At 63.9% G+C, this 23,525-nt stretch carries 2 protein-coding genes (1 of these 2 running past the window's edge); both read right to left on the bottom strand.

Translation table 11 applies throughout. The features are described from left to right. Positions 1-488: 488 nt before the first annotated feature. Positions 489-13,646, bottom strand: a complete 13,158-nt coding sequence (locus AD665_RS21880) for a non-ribosomal peptide synthetase (RefSeq protein WP_053193696.1) — start codon at positions 13,644-13,646, stop codon at positions 489-491. Beyond that, on the bottom strand, positions 13,643-23,525 hold the 3' end of the coding sequence (locus AD665_RS21875; protein ID WP_053193693.1) for a non-ribosomal peptide synthase/polyketide synthase. It continues 12,845 nt past the right edge of the window; only the last 9,883 of its 22,728 coding nucleotides appear in the window; the start codon falls outside the window, past its right edge; the stop codon is at positions 13,643-13,645. Before AD665_RS21875 ends, AD665_RS21880 begins: the two co-directional genes overlap by 4 nt.

Here is a 23,525-nt window from a genome sequence, read left to right as displayed (position 1 = left end):
CGGCCTTTGCGGACGCCGCCAGACCTGTGGGAGCCGGGCTTGCCCGCGATGGCGGTGGCACAGTCAACATCAATGCAAGCTGACCCACCGCTATCGCGAGCAGGCTCGCTCCCACATTGGACTTGGGATGAGCTCGGCCTTTGCGGACGCCGCCAGACCTGTGGGAGCCGGGCTTGCCCGCGATGGCGGTGGCACAGTCAACATCAATGCAAGCTGACCCACCGCTATCGCGAGCAGGCTCGCTCCCACATTGGATTTGGGAGGTACGCAGCTTTTGCAGACGCCACCAGTCCCTGGGAGCCGGGCTTGCCCGCGATGGCGGTGGCACATCCAACATCTGCGTGACAGACACTCCGCTTTCGCGAGCAAGCCCGCTCCCACCCTGATCGCGGGCTGGTCATAACATCCGCTATGACGCCATATCCTCTGTGGGAGCGAGCCTGCTCGCGATGGCGTCATGCCGGCAGACAGGCTCTCTCCCATCGGGCTCAGATGCGTCGCTGACGCGTGAGCGCCGGAATCTTCGTCTCGGGCACTTCGATGCGTTGTACCTGCCCCACCGCCGCGGCCACCAACGCCAGCGTCGGCTGACCGAACAACACACGGACATCGGCCTCCATGCCTTCCTTGCGCATGCGTTCGATCAGCGCCACGGCCAACAACGAGTGTCCGCCCAGTTCAAAGAAATGGTCATGGCGACCAACGCGCTCGACCTTCAGCAACTCGGCCCACAGCGCGGCAAGCTTCATCTCGGTGTCACCCATGGGGGCTTCATAAAGACGCAGGAAAAACGCGCTGCTATCGGGTGCCGGCAAGGCCTTGCGGTCGAGTTTGCCGTTGGGGGTCAGGGGCAGTTCATCGAGGTGCACGTAGGCCACGGGGACCATGTAGGCCGGCAGTTGCGCTTGCAGATAGCTGCGCAGAACCTCGATATCCACCGCTTCCGATTGAGTGAAATAGGCCACCAGGCGTTTGTCGCCCGGAACGTCTTCACGGGCCAGCACCACCGTTTCTTTCACAGCGTCGTATTGAGCGAGCTTCGCTTCGATCTCACCCAGTTCGATGCGGAAACCCCGGATCTTCACCTGGTCGTCGTTACGGCCCAGGTATTCGATGTTGCCGTCCGGCAGGTAGCGGCCGAGGTCGCCAGTCTTGTACATGCGGGCGTTTTGAACGGCACTGAATGGATCTTTCAGGAAGCGTTCAGCCGTCAGGTCATCACGGTTGAGATAACCACGGGCGACACCCGCGCCACCGATGTAGATTTCCCCCGGCACGCCCAACGGCACCAGCTGCTTATGCTCATCCAGCAAGTAGAACTGGGTGTTGGCGACCGGTTTGCCAATATGCGCGACAAACCCATCTTCGCGAGCCATCGATACCCAGCTGGAGTACGTCGTGGTTTCCGAAGGACCGTAGAGGTTGCACAGGCGCTTGACGGAAGTCTGCTCGAACAGTGTTTCCACCAGACTGCGCTTGAGCGCTTCGCCGGCCACGTTGACTGTATCGACGCCCTCACCCAGCCCACCGGATTCCAGCAACGCCTTGAGCGCCGACGGCACGGTGTTGATCAAGGTGATGTCATGTTCACCGTGTCGCAGTTCCAGCACATTAGTGACTACCTCGATGCTGCCGCCGCTAGTCAACGGTGCAAAGCACTCGTAAACCGCGAGATCGAAGTTCAGCGAGGTCGAGAACAGGGTTTTCGACAGGGTTTGCGCATCGAACGACCGATGGGCCCAAGTCAGGAAGTTCACCGTGTTGCGGTGTTCGATCATCACCCCTTTCGGCAAGCCGGTGGAACCGGAGGTGTAGATCACGTAGGCCAGATGCGCCGAGGTCAGCCCAGGTACCTGCGGATTCGAGACGGACTCGTCCTGCCACAGCCCGCTACCGAGGTCGATCACCGGCATCGCTGCATCGGCCAGCAACCCAACCGTTGCCGCCTGAGCCAGCACCACCGCCGGCGCACTGTCCACCAGCATGTAGGCAATCCGATCCGCCGGATACGCCGGATCCAGCGGCACGTAACCACCGCCCGCCTTCAAGATCGCCAACAAGCCCACGACCATGTCGATACCACGCTCGACGCAGATCGCCACTCGCGAATCCGGCTGTACGCCCTGCCCGCGCAGGTAATGCGCCAAGCGGTTGGCTTGCTCGTTCAGCTCGCGATAGATCAGGCGCTGCCCGCCATGCAGCACCGCCAGCGCATCCGGCGTGCGCTGCACCTGCTCCTCGAACAATCCGTGAACGGTCTGTTCCAGCGGGTACTCGGCGTCAGTGGCGTTGAACGTCACCAGCAACTGCTCGCGCTCCAACGCCGGCAGTATCGGCAGATCGTGAAGTGGCGCCTCCGGTGTCTGCTCGAGCATTCGGATCAGGCCTTGCAACGCCTGCTGCACATAACCGCAGATGCGTTGTGCGCCCATCTGTACCGGGGTCATGACCGTGAAGCTGAACGCCTCGCCCTGGTCATCGACATTCAAGGTCAGCGGATAGTTGGTGCGCTCCTCGCCACTGAGTATCTGGATGCCCTCCCAGGCCGACAACGCCTCGGTCGAGGCCGTTGTCCCGGTATGACGATAGTTGAGCAACGCACTGAACAACGGCGTCGGCGCCTCCACGCCACTGCAACGCTGCGCCAGGGCCAACGAGGCGTGCTCATGGCCAAGCAACGCGGTCAAGCGTGCGTGAGTCGCTTTCACACCCGCACCAACAGTGGTTTGCCCCAGGCTCACCCGCAGCGGCAAGGTGTTGATGAACATGCCCAATGCACGGTCGGCACCCTCGCCACCCTGCATCCGGCCGACCAGCACGGTACCGAACACCACGTCGTCCTTGCCCGACACCTTGCCCAGCACCTGCGCCCAGACCAGGTGATACAGGCTGGCGGCGCTCACGCCCAGTTGACGGGCCTGCGCTCGCACCCGTCGACTCAGATCGGCATCGACGTCCTGGCGAAGCTCTTCAATGCCGCTGCCGTCGCCTTGCACATCCTGCAAGCCGAACGGCAGCGTCGGCTCGTCGATGTCGCCAAGCATGTCGCGGAAGAACTGTTCATGGGCTTCGCGGCTGACACCCAAGCGGGCCTGGGCTACGTAGTTGCGGTACGGCACCGATGTTGGCAAGCGCTGTGCCTGCCCGAGCATGTGCGTCTCGATTTCCGCCGCCAGCACAGCCAGGGAGGTGGCATCGTCCACCAGGTGATGGAACAGCAGGATGCCCACCCAGCGCTGGTTCACCGGGTCTTGCGCATAGGCAATCCGCATCATCGGAGCCGTGCGCACGTCCAGGCGGTAGTGCCGCGGGTCGAAGCGCTGATGCAGTTGCCCAGCGATATCGCCTGCCGCCGGGTCCAGCGGTACCGCTTCCACACCCAGCTCTGCGTTACGCCAGACCACCTGTACTGGCTCGGCCAGGCCTTCCCAGACCACACCGGTACGCAGAATATCGTGACGAGCAACAACCGCTTGCAACGCTTGGGCAAACGCCTCCAGGCGGGTGAAATTGTCGAAACCGAACATCACATATTGCAGGTAGGGGTCGCCCTGGGCGGCAGCGAGATGGTGGTACAGGATGCCCTCCTGCAATGGCGCCAGGGCGTAGATGTCCTGCACGTTGACGACGCCGCCGGGCACCGTGGCCACGATCCGGTCAATGGCCTCCTGGTCCAGGTCGGCCAGGGGCAACATGGCGGGGGTGATCCGCGAACAGCCGTGCGGGATCCGGTTGACCGGCACCACGACGTCCGTGCACGTACCAACCGCAGCGGCCAATGCAGCCAATGTCGGCTGGCCGAACAGCACGCGCACATCGGCGCTCAAACCGGCCTGGCGCATGCGTTCGATCATTTTCACCGCCAGCAGCGAATGACCGCCCAATTCGAAGAAGTTGTCGTGGCGACCGATCCGCTCCAGGCCCAGCAAATCCTGCCAGATTCCGGCAATGGTGACTTCGACTTCACCGAGCGGCGCTTCGTATTCACGGGTAATTACCGAGGCCTGGTCCGGCGCCGGCAGTGCCTTGCGATTCAGCTTGCCATTCGGCGTCAGCGGCAATGCATCAAGCCGCACATAGGCCGCCGGCACCATGTATTCCGGCAGTTGGGCTTGCAACTGGGCACGCAGGCTTTCGATCTCGATGTTGAACTCGTCACCGTGCACGGTGAAGTACGCCACCAGACGCTTGGCCCCCGGCACGTCTTCGCGAGCCAGCACCACGGCTTCCTTGATCGCCTCGTGCCGGGCAAGCTTGGCCTCGATCTCGCCCAGCTCGATACGGAACCCGCGGATCTTCACCTGATCGTCGTTACGGCCCAGGTAGTCGATATTGCCATCCGCCAGGTAACGACCCAGGTCGCCGGTGCGGTACATCCGCGCATTCGGCCGGTCACTGAACGGGTCGACGAGGAAACGCTCCGCCGTCAGTTCCGGACGGTGCAGATAACCTCGCGCCACCTGGACGCCACCGATGTAGATCTCCCCGGCCACGCCCATGGGCACCGGTTGCTGATGGGCGTCGAGCAGGTAGATCCGGGTGTTGGCGATCGGCTTGCCGATCGGCGTGCTGTCCGGTGTCTCGGCCCCCGTGCAGTCCCAGGCGGTGACGTCCACGGCCGCTTCGGTCGGGCCGTACAGGTTGTGCAACGCAGTCCCTGGCAATTGCGCCTTGAAGCGCCGCACCAGATGGCCCGGCAAGGCTTCGCCGCTGCACATCACCTGGCGCAGCCCCTCGCACTCGTCAGCTTCGCCATGGGCGAGGAACACGTCCAGCATCGACGGGACGAAGTGCAGCGTGGTGATGCCGTGTCGCTGGATCGCTTCGCGCAGGTACGCCGGATCGCGATGGCCACCCGGACGCGCCATCACCAGCCGCGCACCGGTGAACAGCGGCCAGAAGAATTCCCACACCGACACGTCGAAGCTGAACGGAGTCTTCTGCAGCACCGCGTCCGCCGCGACCAGCGTATAGGCGTCCTGCATCCACAGCAGGCGGTTGACCACCGCGCCATGCTCGTTCATCACGCCCTTGGGCAGACCGGTGGAGCCGGAGGTGTAGATGACGTAGGCCAAATGGCTGGCATGCAAGTCCGCGACCTGCGGATTGCTGGTCGGTTGCGTGGCGAAGTCTTCGTCTTCGAGCACCATCACCCTGGCAGCGGTCGCCGGCAAACTCGCCTGCAAGGCGCGTTGGATCAGCACCACGGCCGGGGCGCTGTTTTCCAGCATGTAGGCCAAACGGTCGGCCGGGTAATCCGGGTCGAGCGGCACGTAGGCGGCGCCCGATTTCAGAATGCCCAGCAGCGCTGCGACCATGTCCGTGCTGCGGTCCATGCAAATCGCCACGCGGTCATCCGGGCGAATGCCCAGTTCCAGCAAGCGATGGGCAATCTGATTGGCGCGGCCGTTCAGTTGCGTGTAGCTCAGTTGCTGCTCTTCGAACACCACGGCGACCGCCTCTGCGGACGCTGCCACCTGTGCCTCAAACAGGCCGTGCAGGGTCAGGCCTTGCGGGTAGTCGACGGCCGTCGCATTGAACGCTTCCAGCAGGTGCTGGCGTTCAACCGCCGGCATGCTCTCAATTTCATACAGCGGCGTCTCGGGAGCTTGCCCCAGTGCGGCTACAAGGCTTTCGAGGGTGGTTTGCATGTACTCACCGATGCGTTGCGCACCGATTCCGCGCGCCACCTGCACCACCAGGCTGAACCCTTCGCCCTCATCATCCACGGCCAGCGTCAACGGGTAGTTGGTACGCTCCTCACCGCCGATGGACTCGATACCCTGCCACGCCGACACCATCTGCGCGGTGACTTCGACCGAGCAATGGCGATAATTGAGCATGGAACTGAACAGCGGCGTCGGTGCCACCACGCCACTGCAACGCTGGGCCAGCGCCAGCGGAGCGTGCTCATGACCGAGCAGTGCGGTGAGCCGTTGATGGGTGGTTCTCACACCCTCCCGCACATTGCCCCCCACCAGGCTCACCCGCAACGGCAGGGTATTGATGAACATGCCCAACGCATGATCGGCGCCCTCTCCGCCTTGCATCCGACCCAGCAGCACCGTGCCGAACACCACTTCGTCGCGTCCGCTGACACGGCCCAGCACCTGTGCCCAGGCCAAGTGCATCAGGCTCGCCGCGCTGACACCCAACTGACGCGCCTGGCCGCGAAGACGCCGGCACAGCCCCATCTCCAACGCCAGCCTGACCTCCTCCACGCCGTTACCGTCACCCTGCACATCGCGCAGACCGAACGGCAGCGTCGGTTCATCGATATCGCCAAGCATGTCGCGGAAGAACGCTTCGTGCTCCTCCTGGCTGACCCCGAGGCGCGCCTGGGCCACGTAATTGCGATAAGGTACCGCAGCGCCCAGTTGATCGGCCCTGCCGAGCAGGTGGGCCTGCATTTCCCGCTCCAGCACCTCCAGCGCGGTATGGTCCAGCACCGAATGATGGAACAACAACATCGCCACCCAGCGCTGGTTGGCGACATCTTCCGCGTACACCAGGCGCAGCAGCGGCGCCTGGCACAAATTCAGCCGATACTGACGGGCATCGAAACGCTCATACAGCTGTGCAACCACCTCTGCGCCGTGAACATCCGGTTCGAATGCCTCGCAGATGAGTTGTGCCCGACGCCACACGACCTGCATCGGTTCGTCGAGCCCCCCCCAGGCCATCGATGTCCTGAGGATGTCATGGCGATCGATCACCTGCTGCAACGCCTGGGCAAAGCTGTCCAGACGGGCGCGGCCGTCAAAACCGAACAGCGTCTGCAGCACGTAGGGATCACCGCTGTTCGCGGTCAGATGGTGATACAGAATGCCTTCCTGCAACGGCGCCAGCGGGTAGATGTCCTGGATATTGCCCGCACCGCCCGGCACGCTCGCCACGATTCGATCGATGGCGTCCTGGCTCAGAACGGCCAGCGGCAACATGTCCGGCGTGATCCGCTCGCAACCTTCGACAATGGCGCTGGCCGGCACGACCACATCACGATGCCCACCCACCGCAGCGGCCAACGCCCGTAGCGTCGGTCGGCTGAACAGGTCGCGCACATCCACCGACAGACCGGCCTGGCGCATCCGCTCGATCAATCTCATCGCCAGCAGCGAATGACCGCCCAGTTCGAAGAAATGATCGTGGCGGCCGACCCGTTCCACCTTCAACAGCTCCGCCCACAAGCCGGCCAGGGTCTGTTCGATCTCTCCCTGCGGCGCCTCGTAGGCTTCGCTCGCGTAGTCCTCGGCGTGCGGCGCGGGCAGCGACTTGCGGTCCACCTTGCCGTTGAGCGTCAGGGGGAAGGCCGGCAATATCACGAACGCGCCGGGCACCATGTATTCGGCCAAGGCAGTGGACAGTTGCTCCCGCAGTCCGGCCACGGTCAGCGCGACCTGCGGCTGCGCCACGACATAGGCGACCAGGCGCTTCTCGCCCGACTCGTCGGCCCGCACCATCACCACGGCGTCCTTCACGCCCTCGCAGGTGACGAGCCTGGCTTCGATTTCACCCAGTTCGATACGGAAACCGCGGATCTTCACCTGGTCGTCGTTGCGTCCCAGGCATTCCAGGCTGCCTTCCGGCAGCCAACGGCCCAGGTCCCCCGTGCGGTACAGCAAGGCACCGGGTTCGTCGCTGAACGGGTCGGCTATGAACTTCTCCGCGGTCAGGTCGGGACGATTCAGGTACCCCTTCGCCACGCCTTTGCCGCCGATGTAGATCTCGCCGACGACACCCAGGGGCGCCAGTTGCTGGCGCGCATCGAGCACATACACCTGGGTATTGGAAATCGGTCCGCCAATCGGCACGCTTTGCGCGTCTTCGGCCACCGTCTTCACTTCCAGCGTGGTGGCATAGGTAGTGGTTTCGGTCGGCCCATAGCAATGCACCAGACGCAACGCCGGTGCCAGGCCCAGCAGGCGCCGGAAGGACGCCACGTCGGCCCGTTCGCCACCGCACAGCAGGATGCGCAGGCCGGCCATGGCCTCGGGGATCAGTTGCACGTACTGGTTGAAGATCGCCGTGGTCACGAACAACACGGTGGCCCCCGACGCGTCCAGCACTTGGGCAAAGCGCGCCGGCTCGAGCAGGGTTTCATGGTCGATCACCACCACCTGTCCGCCGTTGAGCAGCGCGCCCCAGACGTCCATGGTGCTGGCGTCGAACGCCGGGTTGGAGGCAAAGGCGATCCGGTCGTGCTCATTGAAATCGGCATAGCCGTTGTTGATCACCAGCCGATTGATTGCCCGGTGCGGCACCAGCACGCCCTTGGGCTGTCCCGTGGAACCCGAGGTGTACATGATGTAGGCAATCGACTCGCTGGACTGTTCCAGCCCTGGATTGTCGATGGCCCCTTGCGGCTCCAACGTGTCCAGGTCGACGCGGCTCGCGCCCTCGGGTACCTGCTCGCGGCTGGACGTCAACACGAAAGACGCCCGGCAATCGGCGAGCATGAACCCCTGCCGCTCAAGCGAAGCATTGCGGTCCAGCGGGACATAGGCCGCCGCGCACTTGAGAATGGCCAACTGGCTGGTCAGCAGATCGATCGAGCGCGGCAACAGGATCGCCACACAGTCGTCCGGTCGCACACCAAGACCGATCAAGTGATGGGCCAGGCGGTTCGCTTGCGCGTTCAGTTCCCCATAAGTCACTTGCCGCTGTCCATGCACCACCGCAGTTGCCTGCGGCAGTCGTGCCGCCCGGGCCTCGAACAGCGCCAGCACGGTCTGGTCCTGAGGATAGACGCGCCGGGTAGCGTTGAAGTCCACCAGCAACTGCTGACGCTCAATCTGCGGCAGGATATCAAGACGGTAGAGTGGGGTTTGCGAATCTTGCTCCAGCGCCTGCACCAATTGATCGAGTGCGGTGTGCATGTACGCGCAGATGCGGCTTGCGCCAACGCCTTGCAACACCAGGGTGCTCAGGGAGAAGCCATCGCCCAGGTCGTCCACCGACAGCGCCAGCGGATAATTCGTGCGTTCTTCGCTGTCCAGGGTGTCCATGCCCTGCCAGGCTGCAGTGGCATCCGCCGAGATGACGCCGGGGGCACTGTGCCGATAGTTCAGCAAGGCACTGAACAGCGGCGCCGGAGCCGCCACGCGGCTGCAACGCTGGGCCAGGGCCAGCGAAGCGTGTTCATGAGCAAGCAATGCACTCAGCCGCCCATGGACGGCCTTGACCCCGACCTCCACGCCCTGCTCATGCAGCATCACCCGCAGCGGCAAGGTGTTGATGAACATGCCCAGGGCCCGGTCGGCGCCTTCGCCGCTCTGCATCCGCCCCATGAGTACGGTGCCGAACACCACATCCTCGCGCCCGGACAGGCGCCCCAGCACCTGCGCCCAGGCCAGGTGATGAAGGCTGGCTGCGCTCACGCCCATCCGCCGCGCCTGGGTCCGCAGGCGGCGACTCAGGTCGGCCTCCACCTCGAGCCGCGCCTCTTCGATACCGCGACCGTCACCCTGCACCTGCTGCAAACCGAGAGGCAGCGTCGGCTCATCGACATCGCCAAGCATTTCGAGGAAAAAGGCTTCGTGCTGTTCTTCGCTGACACCCAGGCGCGCCTGGGCCACATAGTTGCGGTACGGCATCGCAGCCGCCAGTTGCTCTTGCCGTCCAAGCAAGTGCAGCTGCATTTCCTGCTGCACCACGTCCAGCGCGGTATGGTCCAGCGCGATGTGGTGGAACAGCAACATCGCCACCCAGCGCTCGTTGAGCGGGTCATGGGCAAATCGCAGGCACATCAGCGGGGCCTGGCGGATATCGAGGCGATGATGACGGGAATCGAAACGTGCATGCAGCTGGGCCACGACGTCGCCATCCGAGGCTGGTGCATCGAACGGTTCGACGCTCAGGACGGCCTTGCGCCAGACCACCTGCATTGGCTGCTCCAACCCCTCCCACAACACCGAAGTCCGCAGAATGTCGTGGCGGTCGATCACGCTCTGTAGCGCTTGCGCGAAGGCCTCCAGGCGCGGCTTGTCCTGGAACGCGAACAGCGCCTGCAGTACATAGGGATCACCCTGTTGCGCCGAGAGATGATGATAGAGAATGCCGTCCTGCAGGGGGGCCAGCGGGTAGATGTCCTGCACGTTGTCCGCACCACCCGGCACCGTTGCAACGATGCAGTCGATGGCATCCTGGGTCAACGTGGCCAGGGGCAACATGTCCGGGGTAATCCGTTGACAACCGGGAACGATACCGTTGGCCGGCACCTGGACTTCATTGCCGCTGCCCACCGCCGCGGCCAGCGCCGCGAGGGTCGGTTGGCCGAACAGTACCCGTACATCGGCGCTCAAGCCGACCTGGCGCATCTGCTCGATCAGGTTGACCGCCAGCAGGGAATGGCCACCCAATTCGAAAAAGTGATCATGACGCCCAACCCGCTCTACATTAAGGATCTGTGTCCACAACTTCGCCAGGAGGGTTTCGGTTTCGCCCTCGGGCGCTTCATAGCCGCGCGTCAGGATCGACGCCTGATCCGGCATCGGCAAGGCCTTGCGATCGAGCTTGCCATTGGCGGTCAGTGGCAAGGCATCGAGGCGCACATAGGCAGCCGGTACCATGTAGTCCGGCAAGCGGCTTTGCACATGCACGCGCAACGCTTCGATATCTACTGTGTCGTGGGGCAGATGCAAGGTGAAATAGGCGACCAGGCGCTTTTCCCCCGGCACGTCTTCGCGAACCAGTACCGCCGCGTCTTTTACGATCTCATGTTGAGCCAGCCGGGCTTCGATCTCTCCCGGTTCGATGCGGAACCCGCGGACTTTCACTTGACCATCGTTCCGGCCCAGGTATTCGATGTTGCCGTCCGGCAAATAGCGTCCCAGGTCGCCGGTGCGGTACATCAAGGCCTGTGGGTTGAACGGATCAGGGATGAACTTCTCGGCGGTCAGCTCCGGCCGGTTCAAATAGCCGTTTGCAACACCCAGGCCGGCGATATACAGCTCACCGGTCACACCGTGGGGCACGGGCCGATGCCGGGAGTCCAACAGGTAGACCCGAGTGTTGCCGATCGGACGACCAATCGGAATGCTGCCTGCGCCGACTGACTTGATTTCGTAGGTGGTCGAGAAGGTGGTGGCTTCCGTTGGTCCGTAGCCGTTGAGCAGATGCTGCGGTGCGCCGTGTTCCAGGACGCGGCCAATCACGGTCGGATCCAGCACATCGCCGCCGACGATCAGGTAGCGCAGTTGCCGGAACACTGTCATCAGGCTGGCGGCGTACTGGTGAAACAGCCCCGCCGTCATCCACAACACATTGACCGACTGTTCAAGCAGGAACGTTGGCAGCCGTTCCTGGGACAGCAATACGTCCTGCTCCACCACAATCACACAACCGCCATTGAGCAACGGTGCCCAGACTTCCAGGGTGCTGGCGTCGAAAGCCGGGTTCGAAGCGAACGCCACGCGATCCTGCTCGTTGAAGTCGGCATAGCCGTTGTTGATGACCAGCCGGGAAATGGCCCGGTGCGGCACCAGCACGCCTTTCGGTGTGCCAGTGGAGCCGGAGGTGTACATGATATAGGCCGGTGCTTCGCTCGACTGCGGCTGCGCCCCGTCCCAGGTCGGCAGTCCCTCCAGGTCGAGGCTATCGAGATCCACCCGCCGCACGCCATCGGCCAGGTCCTCGGTACCGTGGGTCAACACCAGCACGGCCCGACTGTCCTGCAGCATGAACTGCTGGCGCTCCGCGGGTGCATTGACGTCCAGCGGCAGGTAGACCGCCGCGCACTTGAGGATCGCCAGTTGACTGATCAACAGGTCCAGCGAGCGCGGCAGCACGATGGCCACCGTATCCTGGGGCCGCACACCGAGGTCAATCAGATGCCGGGCCAAGCCATCGGCTTTGGTATTCAGTTCACGGTAGGTCAGGGTCTGTCCTGCCTGTACTGCCGCCAGCGCATCCGGACGGGCCTGCGCCTGCGCCTGAAACAAGGCATGAACCGTTTGCGCCTGCGGATAAGCGCGATCGGTGTGGTTGAATGACTGCAAGACTCGCTCGCGCTCCTCCTGCGGCAGCACCGACAGGTCGTTGAGCAGTGACTCCGGAGCGCATTCCAGTGCGGTGATCAAGTACTCGAGCGCCGCCTGCATGTAATTGCAGATGCGTTGTGCACCGATCTGCCCGCTCGCCTGCACCTCCAAGGCAAAGTCATCGGAGAAATCATCCACCGAGAGGATCAGCGGATAGTTGGTCCGCTCCTGCGCGCTCAGGGCTTCAATACCCTCCCAGGCCTGGAGCACTTCCGGCCCGGGAACCTGGTCCGCACCCGCGCTGTGGCGGTAGTTCAACAGTGCGCTGAACAGCGGCGCCGGTGCCGCCACGCCGCTGCACCGTTGTGCCAGGGCCAGGGAGGCATATTCATGACTGAGCAAGGCACTCAGCCAGCCATGGGTGCTTTTCACCCCGTCGCACACACTCTGCGCGCCCACGCCCACCCGCAACGGCAAGGTGTTGATGAACATGCCCAGCGCCCGGCTCAGGCTTTCGCCGGCCTGCAGGCGCCCCAACATCACGGTACCGAACACGACATCTTCACGCCCCGAGACGCAGCCCAGCACCTGGGCCCAGGCCAGATGGAAGATGCTTGCCGCGCTGACCCCGAGCTGACGCGACTGCATCCGCACCCGGCGACTGAGCTCCTGGCTCAGCGGTTGATGGTGCTCTTCGATGGCGCTGCCGTCGCCCAGCACATCCTGCTGGCCGAACGGCAAGGTCGGCTCATCCAGATCACCCAGCATCTTGCTGAAGAACGCCTCATCGGCCTGGCGCTGACCCGCCTGGCGGGTTCGCGCCACATAGTTACGGTAAGGGATAGCCGGCTGCAATTGCCCGGCCTGTCCCATCAACCAGGCTTGCATTTCGTTCTGCACGACCGCCAATGCGGCATGGTCCAGAGCCATGTGGTGGAACAACAGCATGGCGACCCAGCGCTGGTTGGCGGGGTCCTCGGCACACACCAGCAACAGCAGCGGTGCCTGGCTGAGATCCAGGCGATAGTGACGAGGGTCGAAACGGGCTTGCAGTTGCGTAAGGACGTCGCCCTCGGCCAGCTCGGCGCTGATGTCCTTGACGCCCAGTCGAGCCTGGCGCCAGACCACCTGGAGCGGTGCCTCCAGATTCTCGCGGACGATGGCCGTGCGCAGGATGTCATGGCGATCGATCACGTGTTGCAGGGCATCGACAAAGTCCGACAGACGCTCGCGATTGCTGATGCTGAAATGCGCCTGCAGGACATAGGGATCGCCTTGGGTCGCGGTCAGGTGATGATAGAGAATCCCTTCCTGCAAGGGTGCCAGCGGATAGATATCCTGCACGTTGGCCGCCCCGCCCGGCACCGTGGCGACAATGCGATCGAGGGTCGGCTGATCCAGCGTGACCAGCGGCAGCATCTCTGGGGTGATCCGAGCGCAATCGACAGGAATTGCATTGGCTGGAACGTCGACCTCACCGGCCCTGCCGGCGTCGTACTCCCCGCTGTTGATCAACTCGATCAATTTAGCCTTATGCTCTCGCAACAAGGCCAGCACAGTCGGCTCCTTCAATGACTGTTTCCGGCCCCGTACAACGAGCTGATCGCCGTTGACCGAAAGCTGCACGTCTTTTTCTTTTAATGTCGCCAACAGTTCGATCACACTCACAGGACAATCTCCATTTTTTCTGTCGTTGCCGCGTATTCCGAGAGCGTGGGCTGCTCGAACAGCGTCCGTACATCTGCTTCCATGCCCTCCTGGCGCATCCGCTCCATCAGGCTGACGGCCAGCAAGGAGTGCCCGCCCAGCTCGAAGAAATGATCGTGACGACCAACGCGTTCCACGTTGAGGACCTCGGCCCACAAGCGGGCCAGATTGATTTCGGTTTCACCGACAGGGGCTTCGTAATCGCGGGTGATGACTGACGTCAGATCCGGTGCCGGCAGTGCCTTGCGGTCGAGCTTGCCGTTGGGGTTCAGCGGCAGCGCGTCGAGGCGTACGTAGGCCATCGGCACCATGTGGGCCGGCAGGTGTGCCAGCAGGTACGCACGCAACGCCTCGATGTCCGTCGTTTCGTCCGGCGAACAGGCAATGAACCACGCTACCAGGCGTTTATCGCCCGGCACCTCTTCACGGACCAGCACCACCGCCTCCTTCACCACCTCATGCTGGGCGAGCCTGGCTTCGATTTCCCCGAGTTCAATACGGAAACCACGGATTTTCACCTGATCGTCGTTGCGTCCCAGGTATTGCAGGGTGCCGTCCGGCAGCCAGCGACCGATGTCGCCGGTCTTGTACAGGCGGGCCCCGGCCCGCTTGCTGAACGGGTCGTCAATGAAACGTTCGGCGCTGAGCTGCGGCAGGTTTAGGTAACCACGCGCCACGCCGACGCCGCCGATGTGGATCTCACCGGGCACGCCCATTGGCAGCAACTGACCGTGGCTGTCGAGCACATGCAATTGCATGTTGCGGATTGGCCGGCCGATGGGGATCGACTGGTTCCGGTAGGTGTCCAGGTTGGTATCGACAGTGTGCCAGGCAACCACGTCACTGCACTCCGTCGGCCCATAGCTGTTGATGATCACCGGTCGTGGCAGCGGCAGTTTTTCCAGCATGGCGACCTGGATCGGCTCGCCGCCCAGCACCACCCGTTTCAGGCAGGCCAGTGCCGCGTGCCGGTCGGCGTCCACCAGTGCGTGGAAGGCGCTGGGGGACATGTTGAGGTGGGTAATCCCGGCCTCGGCGACCTGGGCGACGATGGCGCCCGGGTTGAACGGTTCTTCGGCCAGGTACAACGAGGCGCCGACCATCAGCGGAGCGAGGATGTTCTTCTGGGTCAGGTCGAAGTTATAGGACGAGGCCAGCAGCACCGCATCGCCGGCATGGAAGGCCAGATCGTCGAGGTACCAGTCCAGCAGGTTGCTCAAGCCGCGATGTTCGACCATCACCCCCTTGGGCAACCCGGTGGAGCCAGAGGTATAGATCACGTAGGCCAGGTGGTCTGGTGTCAGATCCGTCGCTGGCGGGTTGTGTTCCGGTTCGTCTTGCCAGGCGCCGGCATCCAGGTCGATCAGTGGCACCGGTCCGTGGGACAGCAGGCCCCTGGTCCCGACTTGCGTGAGAGCAGCAATCGGTGTGCTGTTCTCCAGCATGTAGGCCAGACGGTCAGCCGGGTAAGCCGGATCCAGCGGTACGTAACCACCGCCTGCCTTGAGCACCGCCAGCAGGCCGACCACCATGTCCGCGCTCCGTTCGACACAGATCGCCACCCGGGAATCCGGTTGTACGCCCTGTTTGCGCAGGTAATGCGCCAACCGATTGGCCCGGGCATTCAACTCGCGATAACTCAGGCGCTGTTCGCCATGCACCACCGCCACGGCCTCAGGCGTGCGTTGTACCTGGGCTTCGAACAGCTCGTGAATGAACGATTGCTGCAGGTCTTCGGCTTCGTTGGCATTGAATTCCAGCAGCAGCTTGCGGCGTTCGTCTTGGGGCAGGATGGACAACTGGTGCAACGGTGCTGCAGGTGTCTGCTCCAGCATCACGATCAGACTTTCCAGGGTCTGTTGCACGTAGCCGCACAGGCGCTGCGCACCAATGCGTGCCGGGGTCATGACCGTGAAGCTGAATGCCTCGCCCTGGTCATCGACGTTCAACGTCAATGGGTAGTTGGTGCGTTCTTCGCCGCTGAGCACCTGGATACCGTTCCAGGCCGACAGCGCCTCGGTCGAGGTCAGCGCACCAGTGTGGCGATAATTGAGCAAGGCACTGAACAACGGCGTCGGCGCCGCAACGCCGCTGCAACGCTGAGCCAGGGTCAGCGAGGCATGTTCATGACCGAGCAACGCGGTCAAGCGCGCATGGGTCGCTTTCACGCCCGCACCGACAGCGGTTTGCCCCAGGCTCACCCGCAGCGGCAAGGTATTGATGAACATGCCCAATGCACGGTCGGCACCCTCGCCGCCCTGCATCCGGCCGACCAGCACGGTGCCGAATACCACGTCGTCCTTGCCCGAGACACGGCCCAGCACCTGCGCCCAGACCAGGTGATACAGGCTGGCGGCGCTCACGCCCAGCTGACGGGCCTGCGCCCGCAACCGGCGGCTCAGGTCGCCGTCGACGTCCTGACGAAGTTCCTCAATGCCGCTGCCGTCGCCTTGCACATCCTGCAAGCCGAACGGCAACGTCGGTTCGTCGACGTCACCCAGCATGTCACGGAAGAACGCTTCATGAGCCTCAGGGCTTACGCCCAAGCGGGCCTGGGCCACGTAGTTGCGATACGGCACAGAGGCCGACAGGTGCTGCCCCTCGTCGAGCATGTGCGCCTCGATTTCCGCAGACAGCACCGCCAGCGACGTCGCGTCGTCCACCAAATGATGGAACAGTAGGATCGCCACCCAGCGCTGGTTCGCCGGGTCTTGCGCATAAGCGATGCGCATCAGCGGCGCCTGGCGGATGTCCAGGCGATAGTGCCGCGGATCGAAACGCTGGTGCAGTTGCATGGCGATATCGCCTGCCGCCGGATCCAGCGACACCGATTCGACCTGCAACCGAGCATCGCGCCAGACTACCTGCACCGGCTCGGCCAGGCCTTCCCAGACCACACCGGTGCGCAGGATGTCGTGGCGGGCAACGACCGCTTGCAACGCCTCGGCAAAACTTTCCAGGCGCGTGAAGCTGTCGAAACCGAACATCACATATTGCAGGTAGGGATCGCCCTGGGCGGCGGCGAGATGGTGATACAGAATGCCTTCCTGCAACGGCGCCAGGGCATAGATGTCCTGCACATTGGCGACGCCGCCGGGCACCGTGGCAACGATCCGCTCGATGGCGTCCTGGTCCAGGTCGGCCAGGGGCAGCATGTCCGGGGTGATTCGCGTGCAGCCAGCGGGAATGAGGTTGGCCGGCACCACGACTTCGTGGACACCGCCCACGGCCGCAGCCAACGCAGCCAGGGTCGGCTGACCGAACAACACCCGGACGTCGGCGCTCAGGTCGACCTGACGCATGCGCTCGATCAACTTCACCGCCAGCAGCGAATGACCGCCCAATTCGAAGAAGTTGTCATGGCGACCGATCCGCTCCAGGTCCAGCAAGTCTTGCCATAGCGCGGCGATGATTGTCTCGACCGCTCCCTGCGGCGCTTCATATTCACGGGTTGCCACCGACGACTGGTCGGGGACTGGCAACGCCTTGCGGTCCAGCTTGCCGTTGGTGGTCAGCGGGAAAGCTTCCAGCAGCACGAAGGCGCTCGGCACCATGTAGTCCGCCAGCGAGCCCAGCAACTGCGTGCGCAGCTCGGCAGCCGCTGGCTGCGCGTCTTCCTTGGCGATGACATAAGCCACCAGACGCTTGTCGCCCGTCTCGTCCTCGCGGGCGATGACCACCGCCTCGCTGACCCCTTCGCAAGCCGCCAGCGCGGCCTCGATCTCGCCCAGCTCGATACGGAAACCACGGATCTTCACCTGGTCATCGTTACGGCCCAGGTATTCGATGCTACCGTCCGCCAGCCAGCGACCCAGGTCGCCGGTCTTGTACATCCGTGCGTTCGGCTCATTGCTGAACGGGTTCTTCAGGAAACGCTCGGCGGTCAGCTCGGCGCGGTTCAGGTAACCGCGGCTGACGCCCGCGCCACCGACGTACATCTCACCCACTACGCCGACCGGTACCGGCTCACGCCGGGCGTCGAGCACGTACAGTTGCAGGTCGGGAATACGCCCGCCAATCGGGCTGACGCCGACCAACTGGGCATCCTCCGCGCACAGTGCACGGTAGGTCACGTGCACGGTGGTCTCGGTGATGCCGTACATGTTCACCAGTTGCGTACCGGCATTGATTGCCCGGGCGTACCACGGCTTGAGAATGCCGGTTTCCAATGCTTCGCCGCCGAAGATCACCTGGCGCAGGCTGTGGCTCAGGTCGCTTTCGCCCTGGGCCACGATCAATTGGCGGAACGCGCTCGGCGTCTGGTTCAGCACCGTGACGCCGGCCTCGCACAACAGCGCGTAGCAGTCCTGCGGCGAACGGCTGACCAACTGCGGCACCACCAGCAGGCGGCCGCCGTGGGTCAGCGCGCCCCAGATTTCCCAGACCGAGAAATCGAACGCGAAGGAATGGAACAGCGCCCAGACGTCTTGCGGGCCGAAGTCGAACCACGGCTGGGTGGCCGAGAACAGCCGCGCGACGTTGCGGTGCTCGACCATCACGCCCTTGGGCATGCCGGTGGAGCCGGAGGTGTAGATCAAATAGGCCAAGTTCCGTGACGTCACCGCCTCGAGATCCGGATTGTGCCGGGGCTGTTGCGCAATACCCGCTGTCTCGGGCTGATCGAGCAGCAGTTGGGGCACGGACGATACTGGCAAATTAGCTTGCAAGTGTGCCTGGAGAAGCAATGCCACCGGCGTGCTGTCGTCGAGCATGAAGGCCAGGCGTTCCCGGGGAGAAGCCGGATCCAGCGGCACATACCCCGCCCCCGCCTTCAGGATGCCCAACAGGCCGACGATCATGTCCAGGCCACGTTCGACACAGATCGCCACCCGATCATCCGGGCGGATGCCCAGGGACAGCAAATGGTGGGCGAGCTGGTTGGCCCGGGCGTTGAGTTCGCCGTAGGTCAGCGTCCGGTCCTCGTACACCACGGCCACGGCATCGGGTCGTGCCACCGCTTGGGCCTCGATCTGTCCGTGGATCAAGGCGTCATCGGCATACAGCGCCTGGGAAGCGTTCCAGGTTTCGAGCAACTGTCGGCGCTCGGCCGCCGGCAACACCGTCAGGCTGTGCATCGGCGTTTGCGGGGCATGCTCCAAGGCATCCACCAGGCTTTGCAGGGCAACCTGCATATAGCCACTGATGCGTTGGGCACTGAGCTGCGCATCCACCTGGACCGTCAGGCTGAAGTCGTCACCCAGGTCATCGACGTTCAATGTCAGCGGATAGTTGGTCCGTTCCTCGCTGGACAGCATCTGCATGCCGCTCCAGGCCGACAGCACTTCGTCAGTCACCTGAGTCGCGCTGTGCCGATAGTTCAGAAGCGCGCTGAACAGCGGGGTTGGCGCAGCCACGCCGCTGCAACGTTGGGCCAACGCCAGGGACGCATGCTCATGGCCCAACAACCCGGTCAACCGCCCGTGGGTCGTGCGGACCGCGTCACGCACACTTTGCCCATCTACCGGTACACAGACCGGCAAGGTATTGATGAACATGCCCAGCGCACGGTCGGCTCCTTCGCCGCCCTGCATCCTGCCCAGCAATACCGTGCCGAACACCACTTCTTTCTGCCCGGTCGCCATGCTCAAGACCTGGGCCCAGGCCAAATGGACCAGGCTCGCGGCACTCACGCCGAGCAGTCGGGCCTGGGTCCGCAGACGAAGGCTCAAGACCTGACCGACCGACTCCGTCACCTCGGCGATACCGCGTCCGTCGCCCTGCACCTGGGCCAACCCGAAGGGCAGCGTTGGCTCATCGATGTCAGCCAGCATCTCGCGGAAGAACGCTTCGTGTTCCGCCACGCTCATGCCCAGTCGGGCCTGGGCCACGTAGTTGCGATAAGGCACGGCTTCAGTCAGTTGCCCGGCCTCGCCGATCAAGTGCGCCTGCATCTCGTGTTGCACCACTTCCAGCGCAGTGTGGTCCAGCGCCATGTGGTGGAACAGCAGGGTCGCCAGCCAGCGGTCCTGGGCTTCATCCTGGGCGTAGACCAGCTGCAGCATCGGCGCCCGACGCAGGTCCAGGCGATAGTGGCGCGCATCGAAGCGGCTCGCCAGTTGCGCGGCGACATCGCCGGCCGTGGCACCGGCTTCGAAGCACTGCGGCTCCAACGGCACCTTGCGCCAGACCAGTTGCAGCGGTTCGTCCAGGCCTTCCCAGGCCACGCTGGTGCGCAGGATGTCATGGCGGTCGATCACCACCTGCAGCGCCTCGACGAATGCGTCGAGACGTTCGCGGTTGTCGAAGGCGAACTGCGATTGCAGCACGTAGGGGTCGCCCTGCTCGGCGGCCAAGTGGTGATAGAGGATGCCTTCCTGTAGCGGCGCCAGCGGGTAGATGTCCTGCACATTGGACGCGCCCCCCGGAACGGTGGCGACGATCAGGTCGATCGTCTCCTGGTCGAGGCTCACCAACGGCAGCATGGCCGGGGTGATGCGCCCACAGCCGGACTCGATGAGGTTCGCCGGCACCTCGACTTCCCTGCCGCTGCCGACGGCGGCCGCCAGTGCCGCCAGGGTCGGCTGGCTGAACAGCACCCGCACATCGGCACTCAGGCCGGCCTGGCGCATGCGCTCAATCAGGTTCACCGCCAGCAGCGAATGACCGCCCAGTTCGAAGAAGTGATCGTGACGACCGATCTGCTCGACCTTGAGCACCTCGGCCCAGAGCCGGGCCAGGGTCTGTTCCACTTCGCCTTGCGGGGCTTCGTATTCACGGCTGGCGTAGGCGTCCGCGTCCGGAGCCGGCAGTGCACGGCGGTCCAGCTTGCCGTTGGCGGTCAGCGGGAAGGATGGCAACACGACGAAGGCGCTGGGCACCATATACTCGGCCAGCGTGCTCGCCAGTTGGCTGCGCAGCTCGTGCACCGACAACGTGACACCCTCTTCAGGGATCACATAACCCACCAGGCGTTTAGGTCCGTTGTCGTCCTGGCGCGCAAGTACCACGGCATCTTTCACGCCGGCACATTGGCCCAGCCTGGCTTCGATTTCGCCCAGTTCGATACGGAAACCACGGATCTTCACCTGATCATCGTTACGCCCCAGGTAATCCAAGGCGCCGTCGGTACGCCAGCGCGCCAGGTCGCCAGTGCGGTAGAGCAAGGCCGCCGGATCGGCGCTGAACGGGTCGGCGACGAACTTCTCGGCGGTCAGTTCAGGACGGTTCAGGTAGCCGTTCGCTACGCCGTCACCGCCGATGTACAGCTCGCCGGCCACGCCCACCGGCACGGGTTGCTGATTCGCATCCAGCACGTAGACGCGGCTGTTGCCGACAGGTCGACCAATCGGGATACCACCCTCGCCCACGGTCTTGATTTCGTAAGTGGTGGTGAACGTCGTGGCTTCCGTCGGGCCATAGCCGTTGAGCAGATGCTGCGGTGCGCCATCTTTCAGGACGCGACCGATCACCGCCGGATCCAGCACATCGCCACCCACGATCAGGTAACGCAGTTGCTTGAACACCGGCATCAAACCCGCCGCGTACTGGTGGAACAGGCCGGCGGTCATCCACAGCACGCTGACCGACTGCTCGGTCAACAACGCCGCAAAGCGCTCCTGGGACAGCAACACATCCTGCTCGACCACCACCACGCAACCACCGTTGAGCAACGGCGCCCAGACGTCGAGGGTACTGGCGTCGAACGCCGGGTTGGAGGCAAACGCCACCCGGTCCTGCTCGTTGAAGTCGGCATAACCGTTATTGATCACCAAGCGGTTGATCGCCCGATGCGGCACCAGCACGCCCTTCGGCATCCCGGTGGAACCGGAGGTGTACATGATGTAGGCAACCGACTCGGCGCTCTGGGTCAGGTCCAGGTTATCGGCAGACCCGTCCAGCTCGACGATATCCAGGTTCAGCCGTTGCACACCTTCAGGCACAACCATCGTGCTCAGGGTCAGCACCAACCGTGCGCCACTGTCCTGGACCATGAACTGCTGGCGCTCGGCCGGTGCGTTGACATCCAGCGGCACGTAGACGGCAGCACATTTGAGCACGGCCAACTGGCTGACCAGCAGGTCAATCGAACGCGCCAACCCGATGGCCACGCTGTCCCCCGGTTGGGTGCCCATGCCGATCAGATGACGGGCCAGGCGGTTGGCCCTGGCGTTGAGTTCGCGGTAAGTCAGGTGTTGCCCGGCATGGATAACGGCAACGGCATCGGGATGCGCCTGCACCTGGGCTTCGAACAGGCCATGGACGGTGCTGTCCCGTGGATAGCTGCGAGTGGTCGCGTTGAAGTCTGCCACCGCCTGTTGGCGCTCGGCCGCTGGCAAGATCGACAGACTGTCCAACCGCGTCTGCGGTGCCTGCTCCAGGGCCTCCACCAAATGTTCCAGCGCGACGTTCATATAGACACAGACCCGCTGTGCGCCGATCTGCGGTACGGCCAGCGCCGTCAGGCCGAAGCCTTCGCCCAGGTCGTCCACCGAGAGGCTCAGCGGATAGTTGGTGCGTTCTTCGATGTCGAGGGTCTCGATGCCTTCCCAACCGGCCAGGGTCTCGCTCGAATGCTCGTCAACCGCGCTATGCCGATAATTGAGCAACGCACCGAACAACGGCATCGGCGCGGCTACGCCGCTGCAACGCTGGGCCAGCGCCAGGGAGGCATGCTCGTGCCCCAGCAGGCCGGTCAACCGGGCGTGAGTGGCCTTCACGCCGTCACGCACGCCCTGGTCGCCCACATCCACCCGCAACGGCAAGGTGTTGATGAACATGCCCAGCGCCCGATCAGCCCCATCGCCACCCTGCATCCGCCCCATCAACACGGTGCCGAACACCACATCCGGTTTGCCGGACACCTGGCCCAGCACCTGCCCCCAGGCCAGGTGAACCAGGCTGGCCGCACTCACGCCGAGCTGGCGCGCCTGGGCTCGCAGACGCAGGCTCAACGACAGGTCGACAGGCAGTCTGGCTTCCTCGATATCCCGTCCATCCCCCTGCACATCCTGAAGACCGAACGGCAGCGTCGGCTCGTCTACATCACCGAGCATCTCGCGGAAGAACGCTTCGTGCTCCGCTTGGCTCACGCCCAGGCGAGCCTGGGCCACATAGTTGCGATACGGCGCAGCCGCGGCCAGCGGCTCGGCCTCGCCCAACAGATGCGCCTGCATCTCGTGCCGCACCACCTCCATGGCGGTGTGGTCCAGCGCCATATGGTGGAACAGCAGCATCGCGACCCAACGCTGGTTGGCCGCGTCCTGGGCAAACACCAGGCGCATCATGGGCGCCCGGGTGATATCGAGACGGTAATGCCGTGGATCGAAACGGTCCTGCAACAGGGTAGCGACATCGCCCGCCCCGGCTGCCAGCGCCACCTCATCCACCGCCAGCGGCGCGTTGCGCCAGACCACTTGCACTGGCGAATCGAACCCTTGCCACACCACGCTGGTACGGAGGATGTCGTGCCGGTCGATGACATGCTGCAACGCATCTGCAAAGGCCGACAGCCGATCCCGACTGCATACTTCAAACAGGATTTTCAACACATAGGGATCGCCCTGCTCGGCGGCCAGGTGATGGTAATGGATACCTTCCTGCAGCGGCGCCAACGGGTAGATGTCCTGCACATTGCGCGCGCCGCCCGGCACCGTTGCCACGACCCGGTCAATTGCTTCCTGATCAAGCTGGATCAGCGTGAGCATGGCTGGCGTAATCCGTTCACAGCCGCAGGCGATCAGGTTCGCAGGCACCTTGACCTCCTTGCCGCTGCCGACGGCCGCGGCCAGCGCCGCCAGGGTCGGCTGGCTGAACAGCACCCGCACGTCAGCGCTCAAACCGGCCTGGCGCATGCGCTCGATCAACGTCACCGCCAACAGCGAGTGACCGCCCAGCTCGAAG

The organism is Pseudomonas corrugata (genome assembly GCF_001269905.1).
Lineage (GTDB): Bacteria > Pseudomonadota > Gammaproteobacteria > Pseudomonadales > Pseudomonadaceae > Aquipseudomonas > Aquipseudomonas corrugata.
This window is presented reverse-complemented; position numbering and strand designations above follow the sequence as displayed.